This window comes from Nonomuraea diastatica (assembly GCF_004349015.1).
Lineage (GTDB): Bacteria > Actinomycetota > Actinomycetes > Streptosporangiales > Streptosporangiaceae > Nonomuraea > Nonomuraea diastatica.
Genome location: NZ_SMKP01000008.1, coordinates 56,956 through 75,370 on the forward strand (window position 1 = coordinate 56,956; position 18,415 = coordinate 75,370).

The 18,415-nt window shown below is 69.8% G+C and carries 17 protein-coding genes; 10 read left to right on the forward strand and 7 right to left on the reverse strand.

What is annotated here, in order from left to right:
- Positions 1–54: 54 nt before the first annotated feature.
- Genes E1294_RS04330 through E1294_RS04355 form a run of 6 tightly spaced genes read left to right on the forward strand, consistent with a single transcriptional unit; the run spans position 55 to position 6,087 of the window.
- Positions 55–1,146: an ABC transporter ATP-binding protein gene (locus E1294_RS04330; protein ID WP_220447539.1), complete on the forward strand. Its 1,092-nt coding sequence runs from the start codon at positions 55–57 to the stop codon at positions 1,144–1,146.
- A complete protein-coding gene (locus E1294_RS04335) occupies positions 1,139–2,245 on the forward strand; it encodes an ABC transporter ATP-binding protein (protein WP_132504691.1) in 1,107 nt (368 codons plus the stop codon). Before E1294_RS04330 ends, E1294_RS04335 begins: the two co-directional genes overlap by 8 nt.
- On the forward strand, positions 2,242–3,195 hold the full coding sequence (locus tag E1294_RS04340; protein ID WP_132504693.1) for a carbohydrate ABC transporter permease: 954 nt from the start codon (positions 2,242–2,244) through the stop codon (positions 3,193–3,195). The genes E1294_RS04335 and E1294_RS04340 overlap by 4 nt, the downstream gene beginning before the upstream one ends.
- A 4-nt stretch (positions 3,196–3,199) precedes the next feature.
- The gene (locus E1294_RS04345; RefSeq protein WP_132504695.1) at positions 3,200–4,006 is read left to right on the forward strand and encodes a carbohydrate ABC transporter permease; all 807 of its coding nucleotides are present in this window, start codon (positions 3,200–3,202) and stop codon (positions 4,004–4,006) included.
- Between the two features lie 2 nt (positions 4,007–4,008).
- Positions 4,009–4,284: a DUF2160 domain-containing protein gene (locus E1294_RS04350; RefSeq protein ID WP_220447540.1), complete on the forward strand. Its 276-nt coding sequence runs from the start codon at positions 4,009–4,011 to the stop codon at positions 4,282–4,284.
- An 18-nt stretch (positions 4,285–4,302) separates the two neighbouring features.
- The gene (locus E1294_RS04355; RefSeq protein WP_220447541.1) at positions 4,303–6,087 is read left to right on the forward strand and encodes an ABC transporter substrate-binding protein; all 1,785 of its coding nucleotides are present in this window, start codon (positions 4,303–4,305) and stop codon (positions 6,085–6,087) included.
- Between the two features lie 61 nt (positions 6,088–6,148).
- On the opposite strand, the gene E1294_RS04360 is transcribed toward E1294_RS04355, so the two are convergent.
- The 6 genes from E1294_RS04360 to E1294_RS04385 all read right to left on the reverse strand — a co-directional run bounded on the left by E1294_RS04360 (position 6,149) and on the right by E1294_RS04385 (position 12,790).
- Positions 6,149–7,189, reverse strand: a complete 1,041-nt coding sequence (locus tag E1294_RS04360; RefSeq protein ID WP_132504697.1) for a dienelactone hydrolase family protein — start codon at positions 7,187–7,189, stop codon at positions 6,149–6,151.
- Positions 7,179–8,459, reverse strand: a complete 1,281-nt coding sequence (locus E1294_RS04365) for a Gfo/Idh/MocA family protein (RefSeq protein WP_132504699.1) — start codon at positions 8,457–8,459, stop codon at positions 7,179–7,181. Before E1294_RS04365 ends, E1294_RS04360 begins: the two co-directional genes overlap by 11 nt.
- A 22-nt stretch (positions 8,460–8,481) precedes the next feature.
- Positions 8,482–9,765: an ABC transporter substrate-binding protein gene (locus E1294_RS04370; protein ID WP_132504701.1), complete on the reverse strand. Its 1,284-nt coding sequence runs from the start codon at positions 9,763–9,765 to the stop codon at positions 8,482–8,484.
- A gap of 45 nt (positions 9,766–9,810) precedes the next feature.
- Complete coding sequence (locus E1294_RS04375) at positions 9,811–10,677, reverse strand: carbohydrate ABC transporter permease (protein ID WP_132504703.1); 867 nt, start codon at positions 10,675–10,677, stop codon at positions 9,811–9,813.
- On the reverse strand, positions 10,661–11,623 hold the full coding sequence (locus E1294_RS04380) for a carbohydrate ABC transporter permease (protein WP_132504705.1): 963 nt from the start codon (positions 11,621–11,623) through the stop codon (positions 10,661–10,663). The genes E1294_RS04375 and E1294_RS04380 overlap by 17 nt, the downstream gene beginning before the upstream one ends.
- Positions 11,624–11,836: 213 nt before the next feature.
- Positions 11,837–12,790 carry a LacI family DNA-binding transcriptional regulator gene (locus tag E1294_RS04385; RefSeq protein ID WP_132504707.1) on the reverse strand — a complete coding sequence of 318 codons (954 nt, stop codon included), beginning with the start codon at positions 12,788–12,790 and terminating at the stop codon, positions 11,837–11,839.
- Between the two features lie 192 nt (positions 12,791–12,982).
- Between E1294_RS04385 and E1294_RS04390 the strand changes: the two genes are divergently transcribed.
- Genes E1294_RS04390 through E1294_RS04405 form a run of 4 tightly spaced genes read left to right on the forward strand, consistent with a single transcriptional unit; the run spans position 12,983 to position 17,707 of the window.
- The gene (locus tag E1294_RS04390; protein ID WP_132504709.1) at positions 12,983–13,873 is read left to right on the forward strand and encodes an NAD-dependent epimerase/dehydratase family protein; all 891 of its coding nucleotides are present in this window, start codon (positions 12,983–12,985) and stop codon (positions 13,871–13,873) included.
- Positions 13,870–14,742 (forward strand): 5-dehydro-4-deoxyglucarate dehydratase, encoded by an 873-nt coding sequence (locus tag E1294_RS04395; protein ID WP_132504711.1) that lies wholly within the window; start codon positions 13,870–13,872, stop codon positions 14,740–14,742. The genes E1294_RS04390 and E1294_RS04395 overlap by 4 nt, the downstream gene beginning before the upstream one ends.
- Positions 14,739–15,791 carry a mandelate racemase/muconate lactonizing enzyme family protein gene (locus tag E1294_RS04400; protein WP_132504713.1) on the forward strand — a complete coding sequence of 351 codons (1,053 nt, stop codon included), beginning with the start codon at positions 14,739–14,741 and terminating at the stop codon, positions 15,789–15,791. The genes E1294_RS04395 and E1294_RS04400 overlap by 4 nt, the downstream gene beginning before the upstream one ends.
- Positions 15,791–17,707, forward strand: coding sequence for a DUF6807 family protein (locus E1294_RS04405; RefSeq protein ID WP_132504715.1), 1,917 nt, complete (start codon positions 15,791–15,793; stop codon positions 17,705–17,707). The genes E1294_RS04400 and E1294_RS04405 overlap by 1 nt, the downstream gene beginning before the upstream one ends.
- A gap of 3 nt (positions 17,708–17,710) precedes the next feature.
- Here the strand turns inward: E1294_RS04405 and E1294_RS04410 are convergent, their stop codons facing one another.
- The gene (locus tag E1294_RS04410; RefSeq protein WP_132504717.1) at positions 17,711–18,394 is read right to left on the reverse strand and encodes a TetR family transcriptional regulator; all 684 of its coding nucleotides are present in this window, start codon (positions 18,392–18,394) and stop codon (positions 17,711–17,713) included.
- Positions 18,395–18,415 lie beyond the last annotated feature (21 nt).

Here is an 18,415-nt window from a genome sequence, read left to right on the forward strand (position 1 = left end):
GTTAGATGGAGAGCAAAGGCACTGATCATGCGCCGGCAGAGAGGACCGGGCATCGTGACGCTGATACTCGATGGCGTCTTCGTGCGGCGGCGCGGGGAGACCTGGCTCAACGACATTCACCTGGAATTACCGAATGGAATGACCACCCTCGTCGGCCCCATGACCGCGGGAAAGACGACATTGATGCGCGTCGCAGCCGGTCTACTGCCGCCTGACTCCGGCCGGGTGGTGGTCGACGGAAAGGACGTGACCGGCATTTCCGTGCGCAAACGCTCGGTCGCCTTCGTCTATCAGCAGTTCATCAACTACCCGTCCCTGACCGTATACGAGAACATCGCCTCGCCGCTCCGCCTCGACACGAAGTTCCGCCGCGACGGGATCGACCGGCGGGTGCGCGAGGTGGCCGAGCTCATGGGCATCGCGGGGCTGCTCGGCCGCCGGCCCGCCGAGTTGTCGGGCGGCCAGCAGCAGCGCACCGCCATCGCCCGCGCCCTGGCCCGCCCCGTCGACGTGCTGCTGCTCGACGAGCCCCTGGCCAACCTGGACTTCAAGCTGCGCGAACAGCTCCGCGCCGACCTGAAGACCATGTTCGCCGGCTCCCCCGGCGTCGTCCTCTACGCCACCGCCGACCCGAACGAGGCGCTGACGTTCGCCGCACCGACCGTGGTCCTGGGCGAGGGCAGGGTCCAGCACACCGGCGACGTGGCCGGGATGTACGCCCACCCGCCCACGCTGGCCGTGGCGGCCACGCTCAGCGACCCCCCGCTCAACCTGCTGCCCGGCGTCGTACGCGACGGCCGCATCGAATGCCTCGGCACGTCGTTCCCCGCGCCCCGCGCGCACGCGGGCGGCCACCGTGTCATGCTCGGCGTGCGCCCCCACCAGGTCAGCATCACCCCGAACGGCCACGCCGCGCTCGAACTGCCCGCCGAGATCCGGCTCGCCGAGGTCACGGGCAGCGCGACGTTCCTGCACCTGCTGCTCCAAGGCGGCCTCCATCTGGTCGCCCACCTGGAGGGCACCCAGCTCTTCACGCCGGGCGAGTCCACGGTCGCCTACGTGGACCCGGCGCACGTCTTCGTCTTCGACGAGTCCGGGGGACGCCTGCTCGCCACCAGCGCCGCGGAGGTCGACCTGCATGGCTGACATCCGCCTCGAAGGCGTGGGACACAGCTACGACGGCGGCCGCACGTGGGCGCTCAAGCCGATGACCTGGACGTGGCAGAGTTCCCGGGCGTACGCGCTGCTGGGGCCGAGCGGCTGCGGCAAGACCACGCTGCTGAACATCATCTCCGGCCTGATCACGCCCACGGAGGGCCGCATCTGGTTCGGCGACCGCGAGGTCACCGGCGTGCCGACGGCCGGCCGCAACATCGCGCAGGTCTTCCAGTTCCCGGTCCTGTACGAGGAGATGTCGGTCTACGACAACCTCGCCTTCCCCCTCCGTAACCGGAAATTCCCGAAGAAGGAGGTGGACCAGCGCGTCCGCCAGGTCTCGGAGCTCCTCGGCCTCGACCAGGTGCTGCGCCGCAGGTCGCGCCGGCTGGACGCGGGCCGCCAGCAGATCGTCAGCCTGGGCCGCGGCCTGGTACGCCCCCAGGTGGCGGCGGTGCTGCTGGACGAGCCGCTGACCGTGGTCGACCCGGCGCTGAAGTGGACGCTGCGCAGCAAGCTCAAGGAGATCCACCGCGACACCGGCCACACGCTGATCTACGTCACCCACGACCAGACGGAGGCGCTGACGTTCGCCGACGAGGTCGTGGTGCTCAACGAGGGGGCGATCGTGCAGGCGGGCTCACCGGCCGAGTTGTTCCTGTCGCCGGCGCACGAGTTCGTGGGGCACTTCATCGGCTCGCCGGGCATGAACATGGTGCCCGCCGAGATCGTCGGCGCCGTCGTACGCGTCGGCACGGCCGACGTGGGCGCCGCCCCCGACGGCCTGCCGCCGGGACCGGTCAGGATCGGGGTGCGGCCCGAGTTCGTCCGGATCGCCGGGCCTGACGCCTCCCCCCAGGAGACAGCGTGTGCGGCCGCCACGGTCACCGGGATCGACCGCATGGGCGCGTACGACCTCGTACACACCCGGGTCGGCGAGCACCCGGTGATCGTCAAGACCGAGGCGGGCTCCGCCTGCGAGCCGGACGCGGCCGTGTTCCTCCACTTCCCCGCGGACCGGACGTTCCTGTTCCGCGACGAGGTCCGGTGCGGCTCCCTCGCGCCGCTGAACGGAAGAGGGCCGGCATGACCGACCAGACCACCGTCGCGCAGAGCCCGGCCGGCGCCGCCGAACCCGCGCCCCCTCCGGCCAAGGGGGCCAAGGACACCCGGGTGGACGCCAGGCCGAAGAACAACCGCGCGTGGTGGCTGGTCCTGCCGGTGGTCGTGTCGGTGGCGTTCACGGCGGTGATCCCGCTGATGACCGTGGTCAACTACTCCGTGCAGGACGTCTTCAGCCCGAGCGAGCGCATCTTCGTCGGCCTGGAGTGGTTCCGCGAGATCGCCCGCGACCCGGAGGTGCGCGGGGCGTTCGTGCGCACGCTGCTGTTCTCCGCGCAGGTGCTGCTGATCGAGATCCCGCTCGGGGTGGCCATCGCCGTGGCGATGCCGCGCCGCGGCGTCTCGGTGTCGGTGGCGCTGGTGCTGGTCGCGCTGCCGCTGCTCATCCCGTGGAACGTGGTGGGCACGATCTGGCAGATCTTCGCCCGCGGCGACATCGGCCTGGGCGGCTGGGCGATCAACAACGTGCTCGGCGTCAACTTCAACTACACGCTCGACTCCACCGACGCCTGGCTCACCGTGCTGGTCATGGACGTGTGGCACTGGACGCCGCTGGTGGCGCTGCTGGCGTACGCGGGGCTGCGCTCGATCCCCCAGCCGTACTTCCAGGCCGCGCAGATCGACGGCGCCTCGGCGTGGGCGACCTTCCGGCACATCCAGCTGCCCCGGCTGCGCGGGGTGCTGACGATCGCGATCCTGCTCAGGTTCATGGACAGCTTCATGATCTACACCGAGCCGTTCGTGGTGACGGGCGGCGGCCCGGGGAACGCGACGTCGTTCCTGAGCATCCTGCTGTCGAAGATCGCGGTCGGCCAGTTCGACCTGGGCCCGGCGGGCGCGTTCTCGCTGCTCTATTTCCTGTTCGTGCAGGTCCTCTGCTACGTCTTCTTCACCGTGCTGACCAAATCGGGAAGGTGAACCGATGAGACGGCTCCCGTGGGCGCGCACGGTCTTCTGGCTCTACGTGGCCACGCTCATGCTGCCGATCCTGTGGATGTTCGGCATGTCGATCCGGCCGAACGAGGACATCCTCGGCAGCTTCTCGCTCATCCCCGAACGGGTGACGTTCGACAACTACGCCACGTTCTTCGGGGAGACGTCGTGGTATTCGAGCTATCTGAACTCCATCATCTACACCTCGCTCAACGCCGTGATGTCGCTCATCGTGGCGTTGCCCGCGGCCTACGCCTTTTCGCGTTTCCGGTTCGCCGGTGACAAACATCTGTTCTTCTGGCTGCTGACGAACCGGATGGCGCCGCCGGCGGTGTTCCTGCTCCCGTTCTTCCAGATCTACCAGAGCGTCGGCCTCTTCGACACGCACCTCGGCGTGGCCATCGCGCACATGCTCTTCAACGTGCCGCTCGCCGTCTGGATCCTGGAGGGTTTCATGTCGGGAATTCCCCGGGAGATCGACGAGACCGCCGCGATCGACGGCTATTCGCTGCCGCGCTTCTTCATCCGAATATTCCTGCCGATGATCCGCTCGGCCATCGGCGTGACCGCGTTCTTCTGCTTCATGTTCAGCTGGGTCGAACTGCTGATCGCCAGGACCATCACCTCGGTGAACGCCAAGCCCATCGCCGCGTCGATGACGCGGACGGTGAGCGCGGCGGGCGTCGACTGGGGCCTGCTGGCGACCGCGGGAGTGCTGACGATCGTGCCGGGCGCGATCGTCATCTGGTTCGTCCGCAACTACATCGCCAAGGGCTTCGCCATGGGGAGGGTGTAGCCGTGCTCGACTGGATGGTCTGGACCGCCCCCACGGCCCTGGTCTTCGCCGGCCTCGCCGTGCTGCTGATCGCGATGACGGTCTGGGGCCGCATCTCGCCTCCCGTGGCCAGGCGGGGTTTCCTGCGCATCGAGACCGATCGGGGCGACCGGCTCTACATCGGCCTGATCAGCGCCGCCGTCGTGCTGGCGGGCTGGATCGCAATCACCGATTTGTCCATGTGGCTCGCGCTCGGCTGCGCGCTGCTCGTGGCGGTCGCGATCGGCATATGGGGCTAACGGAAAGGGAGTCAGACGATGAGGCGACGGACGACGAGGTCCGCGACCATGGGAGCGGCGGCGCTCATCCTGGTGGTGGCCGGCTGCACGCAGGGAGCGGACAAGCCCACGAGCGACTTCAAGGAGGCCGACGGCCGGGCAGCCGCCCAACGGTGGGTGTCGGAGGAGTTCACCCCGAGCACGCTGAGCAAGGACGAGCAGCTCGCCGAGATGGAGTGGTTCATGAAGGCCGCGGCCCCGTACCGGGGCATGCAGATCAACGTGGTCTCCGAGACGATCACCACGCACGAGTACGAGTCACGCCAGCTGGCCAAGGCGTTCACCGAGATCACCGGGATCCAGATCAAGCACGATCTGATCCAGGAGGGTGACGTCATCGAGAAGCTGCAGACCCAGATCCAGGGCGACCAGAACATCTACGACGCCTACGTCAACGACTCCGACCTCATCGGCACCCACTCGCGCGGCGACTATGTGCTCCCGCTGTCGGACTACATGGCCGGCGAGGGCAAGAACGTCACCTCGCCCACGCTCGACCTCGACGACTTCATCGGCATCAGCTTCACCACCGGCCCCGACAAGAAGATCTACCAGCTGCCCGACCAGCAGTTCGCCAACCTCTACTGGTTCCGCTACGACTGGTTCACCGACCCCGACATCAAGAAGCAGTTCAAGGACGCCTACGGCTACGACCTCGGCGTGCCGGTCAACTGGGCGGCCTACGAGGACATCGCCGACTTCTTCACCAACAAGGTCAACGGCGACGGCACCATCGACGGCAAGAAGGTCTACGGCCACATGGACTACGGCCGCAAGGACCCCTCGCTGGGCTGGCGCTTCACCGACTCGTGGTTGTCCATGGCGGGCAACGGCGACCCCGGCATCCCCAACGGCCTGCCGGTGGACGACTGGGGAATCAGGGTCGAGAACTGCCGCCCGGTCGGCTCGTCCGTCACGCGCGGCGGCGACACCAACGGCCCCGCGGCGGTCTACTCGCTCACCAAGTACGTCGACTGGCTCAAGAAGTACGCCCCCAAGGAAGCGGCGGGCATGAACTTCAGCGAGGCGGGCCCGGTCCCCGCCCAGGGCCACATCGCCCAGCAGATCTTCTGGTACACCTCGTTCACCGCCGACATGACCAAGCCCGGGTTGTCGGTGGTCAACGAGGACGGCACGCCCAGGTGGCGCATCGCGCCGAGCCCGCACGGAGCGTACTGGAAGGAGGGCAACAAGCTCGGCTACCAGGACGCGGGCTCGTGGACGCTGCTGAAGAGCACGCCGCAGGACCGCAGGGCCGCCGCCTGGCTGTACGCGCAGTTCGTCACGTCGAAGACCGTGTCGCTGAAGAAGTCGATCGTCGGGCTGACGTTCATCCGCGACTCCGACATCAGGAGCGACTACTTCGCCGAGAACTCCGAGAAGTACGGCGGGCTCATCGAGTTCTACGGCTCGCCGGCCCGCAAGCAGTGGACCCCGACCGGCACGAACGTGCCCGACTATCCGAAGCTGGCCCAGCTGTGGTGGCAGAACGTGGCCACGGCCGTGACCGGTGAGACCACGGCGCAGCAGTCGATGGACAACCTGGCCAAGCAGCAGGACGACATCCTGTCCCGGCTGGAGCGGCTCTCGCGCTCGCGGGAGGGCTACGGCGGCCAGTGCGCGCCGAAGCTGAACCCCGAACGCGACGCCCAGTACTGGTACGACCAGCCCGGCGCTCCCGCGCCGAAGCTGACCGACGAGCGCGGCAAGCCCGAGACGCTCGACTACGACAAGCTCATCGCCACCTGGAAGCAGGGCGGCTAACGGCGCCGCCGCCCGTGGCAGGAGCGCCGCCGCCCGTGGCAGGCCGGGCGGCGGCCGCCCGTCAGCCCGCCAGCCGGCGGGCCAGCCAGTCGAAGGCCCGCTCCTGCATGGGCACGTCGAAGCTGTGCGGCACGTCGGCGAACACCGCCTCGTAGCCCTCCGGGGCGTCGCGGTAGCGTTCGCCGATCGAGGCGTGGGCGCGCCGCATCCCCGGCTCGGGGAAGAGCTCGTCGCGCAGGGCGTACTGGACCATGAGGGGTTCAGGGGCGCGGGCGGCCACCAGGTCGGGCCAGTCGCCCAGGCGGGGCAGGCCCGGCGGGTAGAACATCCAGGTGTGCTTGGGGACGTGCCCGCCGAGCATGTCGCGGTAGGAGGAGACCATCGCGGTGACGACGACCGCGCGCACCTGCGGGTCGAAGGCGCCGAGCAGGGCCGCCCGCAGCCCGCCGCCGGACAGCCCCGCGCACCCGACCGGCCCGACGTCCGGCCGGGAGCGCAGGTATGCCGCCGCGGCCAGGTCCTCGCCCGCGACCACGCCCGCGAACGACGTGCCGAGCATCGCGCAGTGTTTGGCCACGACGTGCTCGTGCGCGACGGCGGCCAGGTCGTAGCGGTCGGCCTCGCTCTCCGGGCCGTCCCCGATCTCCAGCGGGAACCGGCGGCTGCCCCAGGCGAACACGTCGTGCGCGAGCACCGCGAAGCCCCGGCGGGCCAGCTCGCCGGCGAACGCGCGGCCGCCGTAGAGGTCCTGCCGCAGCCTGCTCACCTCGGGCGACGGCCCTTCAGGACCGTCGGCGATCTTCTCCTTGCCGGCCCATTTCATCCCGGCGTGGCAGTGCAGCGCCACCACCCCGGGCAGCGGCCCGTGCGCGTCGCGCGGGCGCAGCAGGAACGCGCGGGTGCGCGGCCCGAACCCCACCGACCAGGACAGTTCCTCGCCCGCCAGGTCGCCGTCGGTCCAGGTGCGCTCGACCCGCACGTCACCGGCGGTCAGGTCGAGCACCCCCATCGCCGCACGCGCCGCCGCGCGCAGCTCGGCACCCCCGAGCACGGGGTACAGCCCGCGCTGCGCCGCGGCGATCTCGGCCAGCTCAGCGAACACGCGTGCCGTCGCCCTCCAGGACCACGGGGGCCCCGGTGCGGGCGGACATGGAGGCCGCGACGCCCGTCAGCACGCTGCGGATGCCGTCGCGGTAGCCGGCCTGCCGGGCCAGCGGGTCGTCGCCGGCGCCGCGGAAGACGTCGTTGAGCAGCAGGCGGTCGCCACCGCCGTGCCCACCGGCGCCTGACTCGATGGGAACCTCCTCGGGCCGGCTCCAGTGGCGGCGCAGCGTGAGCCTCTCCCATGCCCCCGACGCGTGCTCCTTGGAGGCGGCGCTCGGGTCGATGGCGGCGTGCGGCGGGGTCCACTCCCGCTCGACGACGTCCAGCTCCAGCCGCCCCTCCGTGCCGTTGAAGGCCACGCGGTAGCCCTCCCAGGGGGCATGGGCGTGCAGCGAGTACGTCATGATCGCGCGGTTGGTGTAGCGCACCAGCACGGACATGTTGTCGTCGATGGTGACGCCCTCGCCGAAGACGTCCTGGTCGCGGACGTAGCCGTCCTCGTGCTCGGCGTCGAGGTAGAGGCGCTTGAGGCGGGGGTCGGCGGAGATGTCCAGGATGAACGGGTCGCTGCCCAGGCCGGGGGCGCCCTGCCCGCGCTCGGGGCGTGGGTCGAGCCCGCGCTTCCTGGCGTTCTCGGCGCCGTAGAAGCGCAGATCGGTCTGGGCGAAGACGAACGCGGGCGCCGCCGCCAGCCACCAGTTGACCAGGTCGAAGTGGTGGGTGGACTTGTGCACGAGCAGGCCGCCCGAGCTGTCCCTGTCGCGGTGCCAGCGGCGGAAGTAGTCGGCGCCGTGGATGGTGTCGAGCGTCCACTCGAAGTGCACGGAGGTCACCTCGCCGATCGCGCCGTCCATGAGGATGCGGCGCACGGCGGAGTTGCGCGGCGAGTAGCGGTAGTTGAAGGTGACGATCAGCTTGCCGCTGCTGCGCTCGGCCGACGCCGCGATGGCCGCGCAGCCCTCGGCGTCGATGGTGAGCGGCTTCTCGACGACGACGTCCTTGCCGGCGTCGAGCGCCGCGCACACGTAGTGAGCGTGCGTGGCGTCGACCGTGGTGACGATGACCGCGTCGGCGAGCTCGAGCACCTTGTCGAACTCAGCGGGCGTGAAACGCGGCACCTGCGCACCGATCCGCTCGGCGTAGTAGTCCATGCGGGTGCGGTTCGTGTCGCACAGGGCGACGATGGTGCCGGCGTCACGCCACTCTCCGAGCAGCGCGTCGACGTACATCTGCGCGCGGTGCCCGAGCCCGACGAACGCGTACTTCATGTCTCTCCTCTGGTGCGAAGGTTCAGCTCGCGATCGAGGCGTTGGCCTCGGTCAGGAACTTCTGCGCGGCGTCGTCGGGGGTCATCCTGCCGAACAGGACCTCCTCCGAATACCGCGTCAGGATGTCTTCCATGGCGCTGGCGCCCTTGGGCGGCGCGGCCGGCGGGTCCGACAGCTCGCTCCTGACCTCGTCGATGAAGTCCAGCGTCTTGATGTCGGTGGCGGGCAGCTTGTCCTTGACCGCCGCCAGGACCTTGGAGCTGGCCGGCAGGCCTCGGTCGCTCAGGATGATCTCGCCCGCCTCGGGGTCGTTGATCATGAAGTCGATGAACTTGGCGGCCTCGGCCGGGTGCTCGGTCTTCGACGAGGCGGTGTAGAGCATCGCCGGCTGCAGGAACATGCCGCCGGTGGTGGCGCCCTCCGCCTTCGGCATCCGCAGCAGGCTGACGTCCTGGCCCGACGCCTTGTTGATGGCGCCGAGCTGGTTGCTCCACCACATGCCCATCGCGCCGGTGTTGGTGCCGAGCAGCGACTGGTCCACGCTCTGGGCGCCGATCTCGACGCTCTTGGCGGCGTCGGGGGTGCCCTTGGTCTTGATCAGGGTCTGCATGTTGGCCCACCACGCCTTGAGCGTGTCGGGCGAGATGCCGAGCTTGTTGCCCTGGTAGAACTTCTCACCGCGCTGGGCGGCGAAGATCTCCAGGTAGCCCGGGTTGAAGCTCTGCTGCGTGCCGAAGACCTTGCCGCCGCTCTCGCCGGTGATCTTCGTCGCCAGGTCGACGTAGTCCTTCCAGGTCCACTTGGTGTCGTCGGGCAGCTTCTGCCCGTTCTTCTCGACCAGGTCCGGGTTGACGACCAGGCTGAAGGCGTTGACGCCGGTGGGGATGGCGTACTGCTTGCCGTCGATGGCGCCGGTTGCCAGCACCTTGGCGTCGATGTCGGCGGTGTTGACCTTGCCGGCGAGGTCGGCCAGCGCGCCGCGCTCGGCGTATTCACGCAGGCCGCGGATCTCGATGGTGATGACGTCCGGCGCGTCGTTGCCCGCGACCTTGGTGGCCAGGGTCTCGTAGTAGCTGCCGAAGTCGGAGAACTCGCCCTCGATGTCGATGTTCGGATTCTTCGCCTCGAACTTCTTGATCGCTTCTTCGGTCATCTTCTGCCGCGCGTCGCTGCCCCAGTAGGAGAAGCGCACCTTGACCTTGCCGTCGGCGCTTTCGCCTCCGCTGTCACTGCCGCAGGCCGCGGTGACCGCCAGCACAGCGGTGGCGAGCAGGGCCGCCGACCACATCTTCTTGCCAGAGCTCACGGCTCTACCTCCTAGAGGGTCTTCTGGGGTTGGGGGGTGGAGAAACTACTTCAGTCCCGTGGTGGCGACACCACGGATCAGGTACTTCTGCCCGGCCAGGAAGAAACCGAAGATCGGGCCGAGCGCGATGATCGACATGGCGAACATAGGGCCCCACGACGACTCTCCACTAGAGTCCAGGAACGTCCGCAACGCGACCGGGACGGTGAAGTTATCCGGGTTGTTGAGATAGAGCAGCTGGCTGAGGAAATCGTTCCACGTCCAGATGAACGTGAAGATCGCGGTCGTGGCCAGGGCGGGCAGCGAGAGCGGCATGACGACCCTGATGAAGATGCGCCAGTAGCCCGCGCCGTCGATCTCGGCCGCCTCGTCCAGCTCCCTCGGCAGGGTGCGAATGAACTGCACCATGAGGAAGATGAAGAACGCGTCGGTGGCCAGCACCTTCGGCATGACCAGCGGCCAGATCGTGTTGATCAGGTCCAGCTCGGAGAACATGATGTACTGCGGCACGATCACCACGTGGTGCGGCAACATGATCGTGCCCAGCATGATCGTGAACCAGAGCTTCTTCAGCGGGAAGTTCAGCCGTGCGAAGGCGTAGGCGGCCAGCGAGCAGGCCACCAGGTTCGCCACAACCGACAGCGCGGTGATGACCGCGGAGTTCCACAGGTAGTAGCCGAAGGGGTGCTTCAGCGCGGTCCAGCCCTCGGTGTAGTTCTCCAGCGTGACCTCGCTCGGCAACAGGCCGGGCTGCCGGAAGATGAGCTCCTCCGGCTTGAGCGAGCTGGAGACCATCCACAACAGTGGATAGAGCATGATCACGCCGAAGCCGATGAGCAGGATGTGCTTGACCACCGGTCCGCCCTTGAGCGGGCGGAACAGAACCGGAAGCGGCCTACTTGGTGTCGCCATAGAAGACCCAATACTTGGAAGCGAGGAAGTTCACCCCGGTCAGCCCGGCGATGATGAGCAGCAGGACCCACGCCATCGCGGCCGCGTAGCCCATGTCGTAGTCCCTGAATCCGTTCAGGTAGAGGTAGAGCGTGTAGAAAAGCGTCGAGTCGGCGGGACCGCCGGTGCCGTTGCTCACGATGAACGACTGCGTGAACGACTGGAACGACTTGATGATCTCGAGCACCAGGTTGAAGAAGATGATCGGCGTCAGCAGGGGCAGCGTGATCGACCTGAACTGCCGCAGCGGGCCGGCGCCGTCGACCGAGGCGGCCTCGTAATAGCTGCTGGGGATCTGGCGGAGCCCGGCCAGGAAGATGATCATTGGGGCGCCGAACGTCCACACGTGCAGGATGATCAGCGTGCCGAGGGCGTAGTCGGGGTGGCCGACCCAGCCGGGTCCCTGGATGCCGAAGGCCCCGAGCAGCGCGTTGACCAGGCCGTCGGCGCCGAAGACCTTGCGCCAGAGGATCGCGATCGCGACGCTGCCGCCGAGCAGCGAGGGCAGGTAGAAGATCGAGCGGTAGATCGCCAGGCCGCGCAGCCCTCGGTCGAGCACCAGGGCCAGCGCGAGCGCGAAGGCGAGTTGCAGCGGCACCGAGACGACCACGTAGATCGTGGTGACCTTCAGCGAGGAGATGTACCTCGTGTCCTCGGTGAACATCTTGACGTAGTTGTCGAAGCCGACCCACTTGGCCTCCTCCAGGAGGCTGTAGTCGGTGAACGACAGGTAGAGCGAGGCGAGGATCGGGCCGATCGTGATGACGAGCAGGCCGGCGAACCAGGGGGCCAGGAAGAGATAGGCGGCCCGCGCCTCGCGGCGGGAGCGTTTCGTGGAGCGGTGTCCGCCGCCACGCGCGGGTTCGGTCACCGCCTCCCGGGGCTTCACCGCCACCGAGTCAGCCATGACGGAACTCACTCCTCATCACGAACCTTCCGGCGAGATATGTACTGGATAGCGCTTTCCTATAGCTGGCAGGAAAGTTACGTCAACCCTTTGCAGGCGTTACCTAGCCGTTACCGATATATCGTTGACGCGTTTGCCCTGCTGGGCAGGTTGGTCTCGACAGAAGTCAGATGAATTCGGCCCTTGTTTTGTACAACCGTTTGCAGCTCTCCGCTAACGCGGAGCGGCCGTGGAATCCCTGACGACCAGTCGGGTCTCCAACGAGGTGGTGGCGCTCACCTCCTGGATGAGCAGATCGACCGCGAGCCGCCCCGCCGCGGCGGTGGGCATGGCGACCGTGGTGAGTTTGGGACGGTTCAGCCGTCCTGGAACGATATCGTCGATCCCCACGACGCTCACGTCCGCGGGGACGCTCAGCCCCAGATCACCGAGGCCCTCGATGAGCCCGATCGCCACCAGGTCGTTGTAGGCCAGCACGCCGGTCACCCTCGCGTCGCGCACCCGGCCCGCGGCGGCGAAGCCGCCCCGCTCGGTGGGCGCGTTGGGGCCGATGACGGCGAGCTCCACGCCCGGAACCTGCTCGGCGGCGGCGCGGATCTCCGCGCTCGTCCACGAGCCGGCGGGACCCGACACCAGCGCCACCCGGCGGTGCCCGAGCCCGGCCAGATGCTCGACGGCCAGTTTGGCGCCGTGGCCGACGTCCATCAGCACGGTGGCGGCACCCCGCAGCCGCCGGTTGATCACCACGAACGGCACCCGCTCGGCCAGCCGCTCCAGCGCCTTGTTGGACGAGCGCGGGCTGCACAGCACCACGCCGTCCACCTGCTTGGAGAACGCCTGCACCAGCTCCTCCTCGGCGGCCGGCTCCTCGTCGGTGTCGGCCACGAACAGGTGGTAGTCGCGCTGCCTGGCGGCCGCGTGGGCGGCCTTGATCAGCGGCGGGAAGAACGGGTTGGCGATGTCGGCCACGATCAGGCCGAGATTGTGGGTGCGCCCGGTCGTGAGCGCCCTGGCCGCCCGGTTGGGCCGGTATCCGAGCTCCTCGGCCACCGTCAGCACCCTCGTGCGGGTGGCGGCGTTCACCATGTGCGGCGCGGAGAACGTCCGCGACACGGTTGATACATGCACACCGGAGGCCCGGGCCACATCACGAATCGTCACAGTCACAATCGCACACCCTAACGCAACCGCTTGCAGAGGCCCTGAGGCGGATGAAAGCGCTTGCTGTACCATCCCGCACCCAGAGCAATCAGGAAACCCCAGCTAGACCGCCGGACATGAAATCACCTCTTGACGCCCTGCCCCTCCTGACACAAAGGTTTAGTGCAACTGTTTGCAGTCCTGAAGGAGCCCCTCACGGTGAGCAGAGTCCTCGTCACCGGAAGCGCTGGACGCCTCGGCCGCAGCGTGGTCAGAACGCTCGCGACGGCCGGGCACGAGGTCATCGGCGTGGACCGCGCCCCCGGAACCCCAGGTGAGGCCGCCGCCACCTTACCCGCCGACCTCACCGACACGGGAGAGGCGTTCGAGACGATCGCCAGGTTCCGGCCGGAGACGGTGATCCATCTGGCCGCGATCGCCACCCCGTTCAGTCACCCGGAGTCGGTGATCTTCAAGGTCAACACCCAGCTGGCGTTCAACGTCTGCGAGGCGTCCGTGGCGCTCGGCGTGGCCGGCGTGGTCGTGGCCAGCAGCCCCACCGTGCTCGGGTACGGCGCCCCCGGCGGCTGGGCGCCGACGTACCTGCCGATCGACGAGGAACACCCCGTGCGGCCGTGGAACGCCTACAACCTGTCCAAGGTGGCGGCCGAGCAGACGATGAAGGCGTTCGCCGTGGCCGGGACGACCAGGATGGCCGCGGTCCGGCCGTGCTTCGTCATCCCGCCCGAGGAGTGGGCGGGCGCGCCGACCCAGTCAGGGCACACCGTCAAGGAGCGGCTGGACCGGCCGGAGCTCGCCGGCGTCTCGCTGTTCAACTACATCGACTCCCGCGACGCCGCCGACATGATCGCCGTGCTCGCCCAGGCTCTGCCGGAGCTGCCGAACGGCGAGGTCTTCTTCGCCGGCGCCGCCGACGCGCTGGCCAGGAAGCCGCTGGCCGAGCTGCTTCCCCAGGTCGTGCCCGGCACCGAGCAGCTCGCGGCCGGGCTCACCGGCACCTCCCCCGCCTTCTCGACCACCAAGGCAGAGCGCCTGCTCGGCTGGCAGCCGAAGCGGAGCTGGCGCACCGAACTCAAGGAAGTTCCATGAATCTCAGCGGTGTGCTGTTCTTCCCCGTGACCCCGTTCGACGCCGGCGGCGGGCTCGCCGAGGAGGTGCTGGCCGAGCACATTTCCCAGCGCATGGAGCACGGCCCCGGCGCCGTCTTCGCGGCCTGCGGCACCGGCGAGTTCTCCGCCCTGTCGGAGGCCGAGCACGCCCGCGCGGTGCGGGTGGCGGCCGAGGCCGTGGGCGGCCGGGTGCCGGTGTTCGCGGGCGCGGGAGGCCCGCTCGGCGTGGCGCTGAACCAGGCACGGGCCGCCAAGGAGGCGGGCGCGGACGGGCTGCTGCTCATGCCGCCGTACCTGGCGCAGGGGCCAGGGCACGGCTACACCGCGTACGTGTCGGCGATCGCCTCCGTGCTGCCGGTGATCATCTACCAGCGCGGCACGGTCGTGCTGGAGCCCGACACCGTGGTCGAGCTGGCCGGCGTCCCCGGCGTGATCGGGCTCAAGGACGGCCTGGGCGACATCGACAGGATGCAGCGGACCGTGCTGGCCGTGCGCGAGAGGTTCCCCGGATTCCTGTTCTTCAACGGGCTGCCGACGGCCGAGCTGACCATGCCCGCCTACCGGGGCATCGGCGTGGAGCTCTACTCCAGCGCGGTGTTCGCGTTCGCGCCGGAGATCGCCAAGGCCTACCTGAACGGCGACGAACGGCTGCTGACGGAGTTCTACGCCCCCCTCGTACGGCTGCGCGGCAAGGTCTCCGGCTACCCGGTCTCCCTGGTCAAGGCCGGCGTCCGGCTGCGCGGCCTGGACGTGGGCGGCGTCCGCCCGCCGCTGGTAAACGTCACCGACCAGCATCTGGAGGAGCTGGAGGCGCTGATCAAGACCGGTCTCGAGCTGGCGGCGTCATGACCGTCACCGATCTGCGTACCGAGCTGCGCAGCGTCCCGCTGCCCCGCCCCTGGGGCGCGGACGTGCCGGCCAACCACGTGATCGTCACCCGTGTCACGCTGGCGGACGGGCGCACCGGCAGCGGCTTCTCGTGGACGCCGCAGATCGGCGCGCACGCCGTCAAGGCGCTGCTCGACCACGACCTGCGCGAGGCGCTGGTCGGTCTCGACCCGCACCCCGAGGTGGTGTGGGACCGGCTCTGGCGGCACCTGCGGGAGGCGGGCCCCGGCGGGATCACCACCGTCGCGCTGGCCGGGGTCGACCTGGCACTGTGGGACCTGCGCTGCGGCGAACGCGACCTGGCAGGCGTGCTCGGGCGGCGACGCGACGAGGTCCCGGTCTACGGCAGCGGCGTCAACCTGCACTACTCCCTGGAGGAGCTGGTCGCGCAGGCCCGCCGCTGGGTGGCGGCCGGCTACCGGGGCGTCAAGATCAAGGTGGGCCGCCCCGACCTGGCCGAGGACGTGGCGCGGGTGGCCGCGGTCCGCGAGGTGATCGGCCCCGACCGGCTGCTGATGATCGACGCCAACCAGCGGTGGGACCTGCATCGGGCACGGCGGGCGCTCGCCGCGCTCCGCGCGTTCGACCTGCACTGGATCGAGGAGCCGCTGCCCGCCGACGACGTGGCCGCGCACGTGGAGCTGCGCCGCTCCACCGACGTGCCGGTCGCCGTCGGCGAGAACGTCTACACCACGTACGGCTTCCGCGACCTGCTGGCGGCCGGCGCGTGCGACGTCGTCCAGCCGAACGTGGCGCGGGTCGGCGGCATCACGCCGTTCCTGCGCGTCGTGGAGCTGGCCAGGACGTACGACGTGCCGGTCTACCCGCACCTGCTGAGCGAGATGTCGGGGCAGCTCGCGCTGGCCCTGCCGCTGCCCGCCATGGTGGAGGACGTGGAGGACGCCTCGTTCGCCGCCCTCGGGCTGCTGGAGAAGCCGTACCCGGTGGAGATCTCCGGCGGGGCGCTCCACGCGGGCGCGCACGCCGGGCTAGGGCTGAGGTGGTCGTGATGACGCCGGCGAGAATCGTGCTGGCCGGAGCCCACGGGCACGGACAGCACCATCTGCGTCAGCTTCACCTGCTGTCGGACTCCGGCGTGGCCGAGCTGGCCGGGATCTGCGACGTGCGCCCGGTCGAGGTGGGCTTCGGCGCGCCCCTGCAGTCGTCCGACCTGCGCGAGCTGATCGCGAAGACCGGCGCGGAGATCACGATCATCTGCACGCCGATCCACACCCACGCCGACCTCGCGGTGACCGCGCTGCACGCGGGCTCGCACGTGCTGCTGGAGAAGCCGCCGGCGGCGACGCCCGAGGCGCACCAGAGGATCGCCGCCGCCGTCGCGGAGACGGGGCTGGCCTGCCAGGTCGGTTTCCAGTCGCTCGGCTCCGCGGCGATCCCGGCGCTGCGCGAGCTGATCGCGAGCGGCGGGCTCGGGCGGGTGCGCGGCATCGGCGGCGCGGGCGCCTGGGAGCGTCCCGCCTCCTACTTCACCCGCTCGGCCTGGTCGGGCAGGCGCCGGCTGGACGGCGCCGACGTGGTGGACGGCGCGCTCACAAACCCGTTCGCGCACGCCGTGGCGACCGCCCTGGCCCTGGCGGACGGCCCGATCGCGGAGATCGAGACCGAGCTCTACCGCGCCAACACGATCGAGTCGGACGACACGTCCTGCGTGCGGATCCGCCTGGACGACGGCCTCGTGCTCACCGTCGCGGTGTCGTTGTGCGCGCCGGAGCGGCACGAGCCGTACCTGGTGGTGCACGGCGACGCGGGCCGGGCCACGCTCGTCTACACCCAGGACAGCGTCAAGGTCGAGCTGCCGGACGGGTCGGTCACGACCACCGTGTACGACCGCACCGACCTGCTGGAGAACCTGCTCGACCACGTGCGCACGGGGACCCCGCTGCTGGTCCCGCTGGCCCGTACGGAGACGTTCACGCAGGTGCTGGACGCGGTGCGGCTGGCGCCCGAGCCGCTGCCGATCGCCGAGCGGCACCAGGAGGTCGAGCGGGACGGCGGGGGCGAGGTCGTGCGCCGGGTCCTGCCGGGCATCGCCGGCCTCACCGCCCGCAGCACCGAGCGGCTGGCGCTCTACTCCGAGCTGGACGTGCCATGGACCCGGGTGGAGCTGCTGGCCGGCGACCGCCCTGTGGCCCGCTACGAGACGCGGCCCGGCCTGCCGGCGACCGACTCGCCCCGTCCCTACCTGCACCGGGTGCGGACGCTGGGCGGCGTCGAGGTCACCGAGGTCAGGCCCGAGGACCACGTCCACCACCTCGGCGCCGGCGTGGCTATCGCGGACCTGGGCGGGGCGAACTTCTGGGGCGGCCGCACCTACGTCAGGGACCAGGGGCCCACCTGGCTCGACGATCACGGCGTCCAGCGGCACGTGGCGTTCTCCCGGCTGCACGACGACGGGTTCGTCGAGCAGCTGGAGTGGATCGGGCCCGGCGGCGGGCTGATGGCCCGCGAGGAGCGCACGGTCACCGTACGGCCGCTCCAGGACGCCTGGGCCCTGGACTTCGCGTTCACCCTCACCAACCTCACCGGAGCCCCGCTGGAGATCAACAGCTCGGCCACCAAGGGCCGCGCGGGCGCCGGCTACGGCGGCTTCTTCTGGCGCGCGCCCGGCGCCTCGACCGCCAGGACGACCCTCCCGGGGGACGAGCGGGCGGTGCACGGCAGCCGGGACCGCTGGATCGCCATGTCCGGCACCGACGCGGCCGGGCGGGACTGGACGCTGGTGTTCGCGCAGGACGGCGACGACCCCTGGTTCGTGCGTGTCGAGGAGTATCCGGGGGTGGGCCAGGCGCTGGCGTGGGACCGTCCGCTGCTCGTCGAGGACACGCTGACCAGGCGCGTCGTCACGGCGGTGGTGGACGGGAGGCTCGACCACGCGGCGGCCGCCGCACTCGCCGGCGGGCTCTGAGCCCTAATCGTGTAGCGCCGGGTCGTCGGGCTCGGGAGGCCGCGGGCCTTCGTCCCGGCCCGAGCCGGACCTGAGCAGCCGCAGCGCGCCCCGCGACAGGGCCACCAGGATGTCGGCCGCCTCGTCGAGGTCGGGGTAGCGGCCCTCCAGGTGGCCGATGGCGAGGGCGTTGGTGGCCGCGTTGATGCCGTCGGCGATCATCTCCAGCCGCCGCCTGCCGTGCTCGTCGTCGGCGGTGTAGCCGAGGGCGGCCAGGTCGGCGGCGTGGTGCTCGCGGTAGGCTGCGGCGGTCTCCTTGGCGAAGTCGCGCAGCGAGGACGACGGGTCGTGCCGGGCCCGCAGCTGGATGCGGAGCAGCTCGGGGTGGCGGCAGATGGCCTCCAGGGGGATGCGGAAGGTGTCGCGGTGGCGTTCGAGGTCGCCGGGGGCCTCGCGGGCGGCCCGGCGCGCCTCGCGCATGGAGTGGCGCAGCCGCCGGCCGCCCTCCTCGGCGAGCACCCGCAGCAGTTCCTGCATGTCCTTGAAGTGCACGTAGAAGCTCGACTGAGCGATGCCGGCGGCCTTGGCGACCTTGACGGTCGTCAGCCCGGCCTCTCCCTCCTCGTCGAGGATCGCGAGCCCGGCCCTGATCAGCTTGCGACGGGTCAGGTCTTTCGCCTCGCTCCTGCTGAGCGGTGTGCTCGTCATCGATGCCCTCCCCTCCCGTAA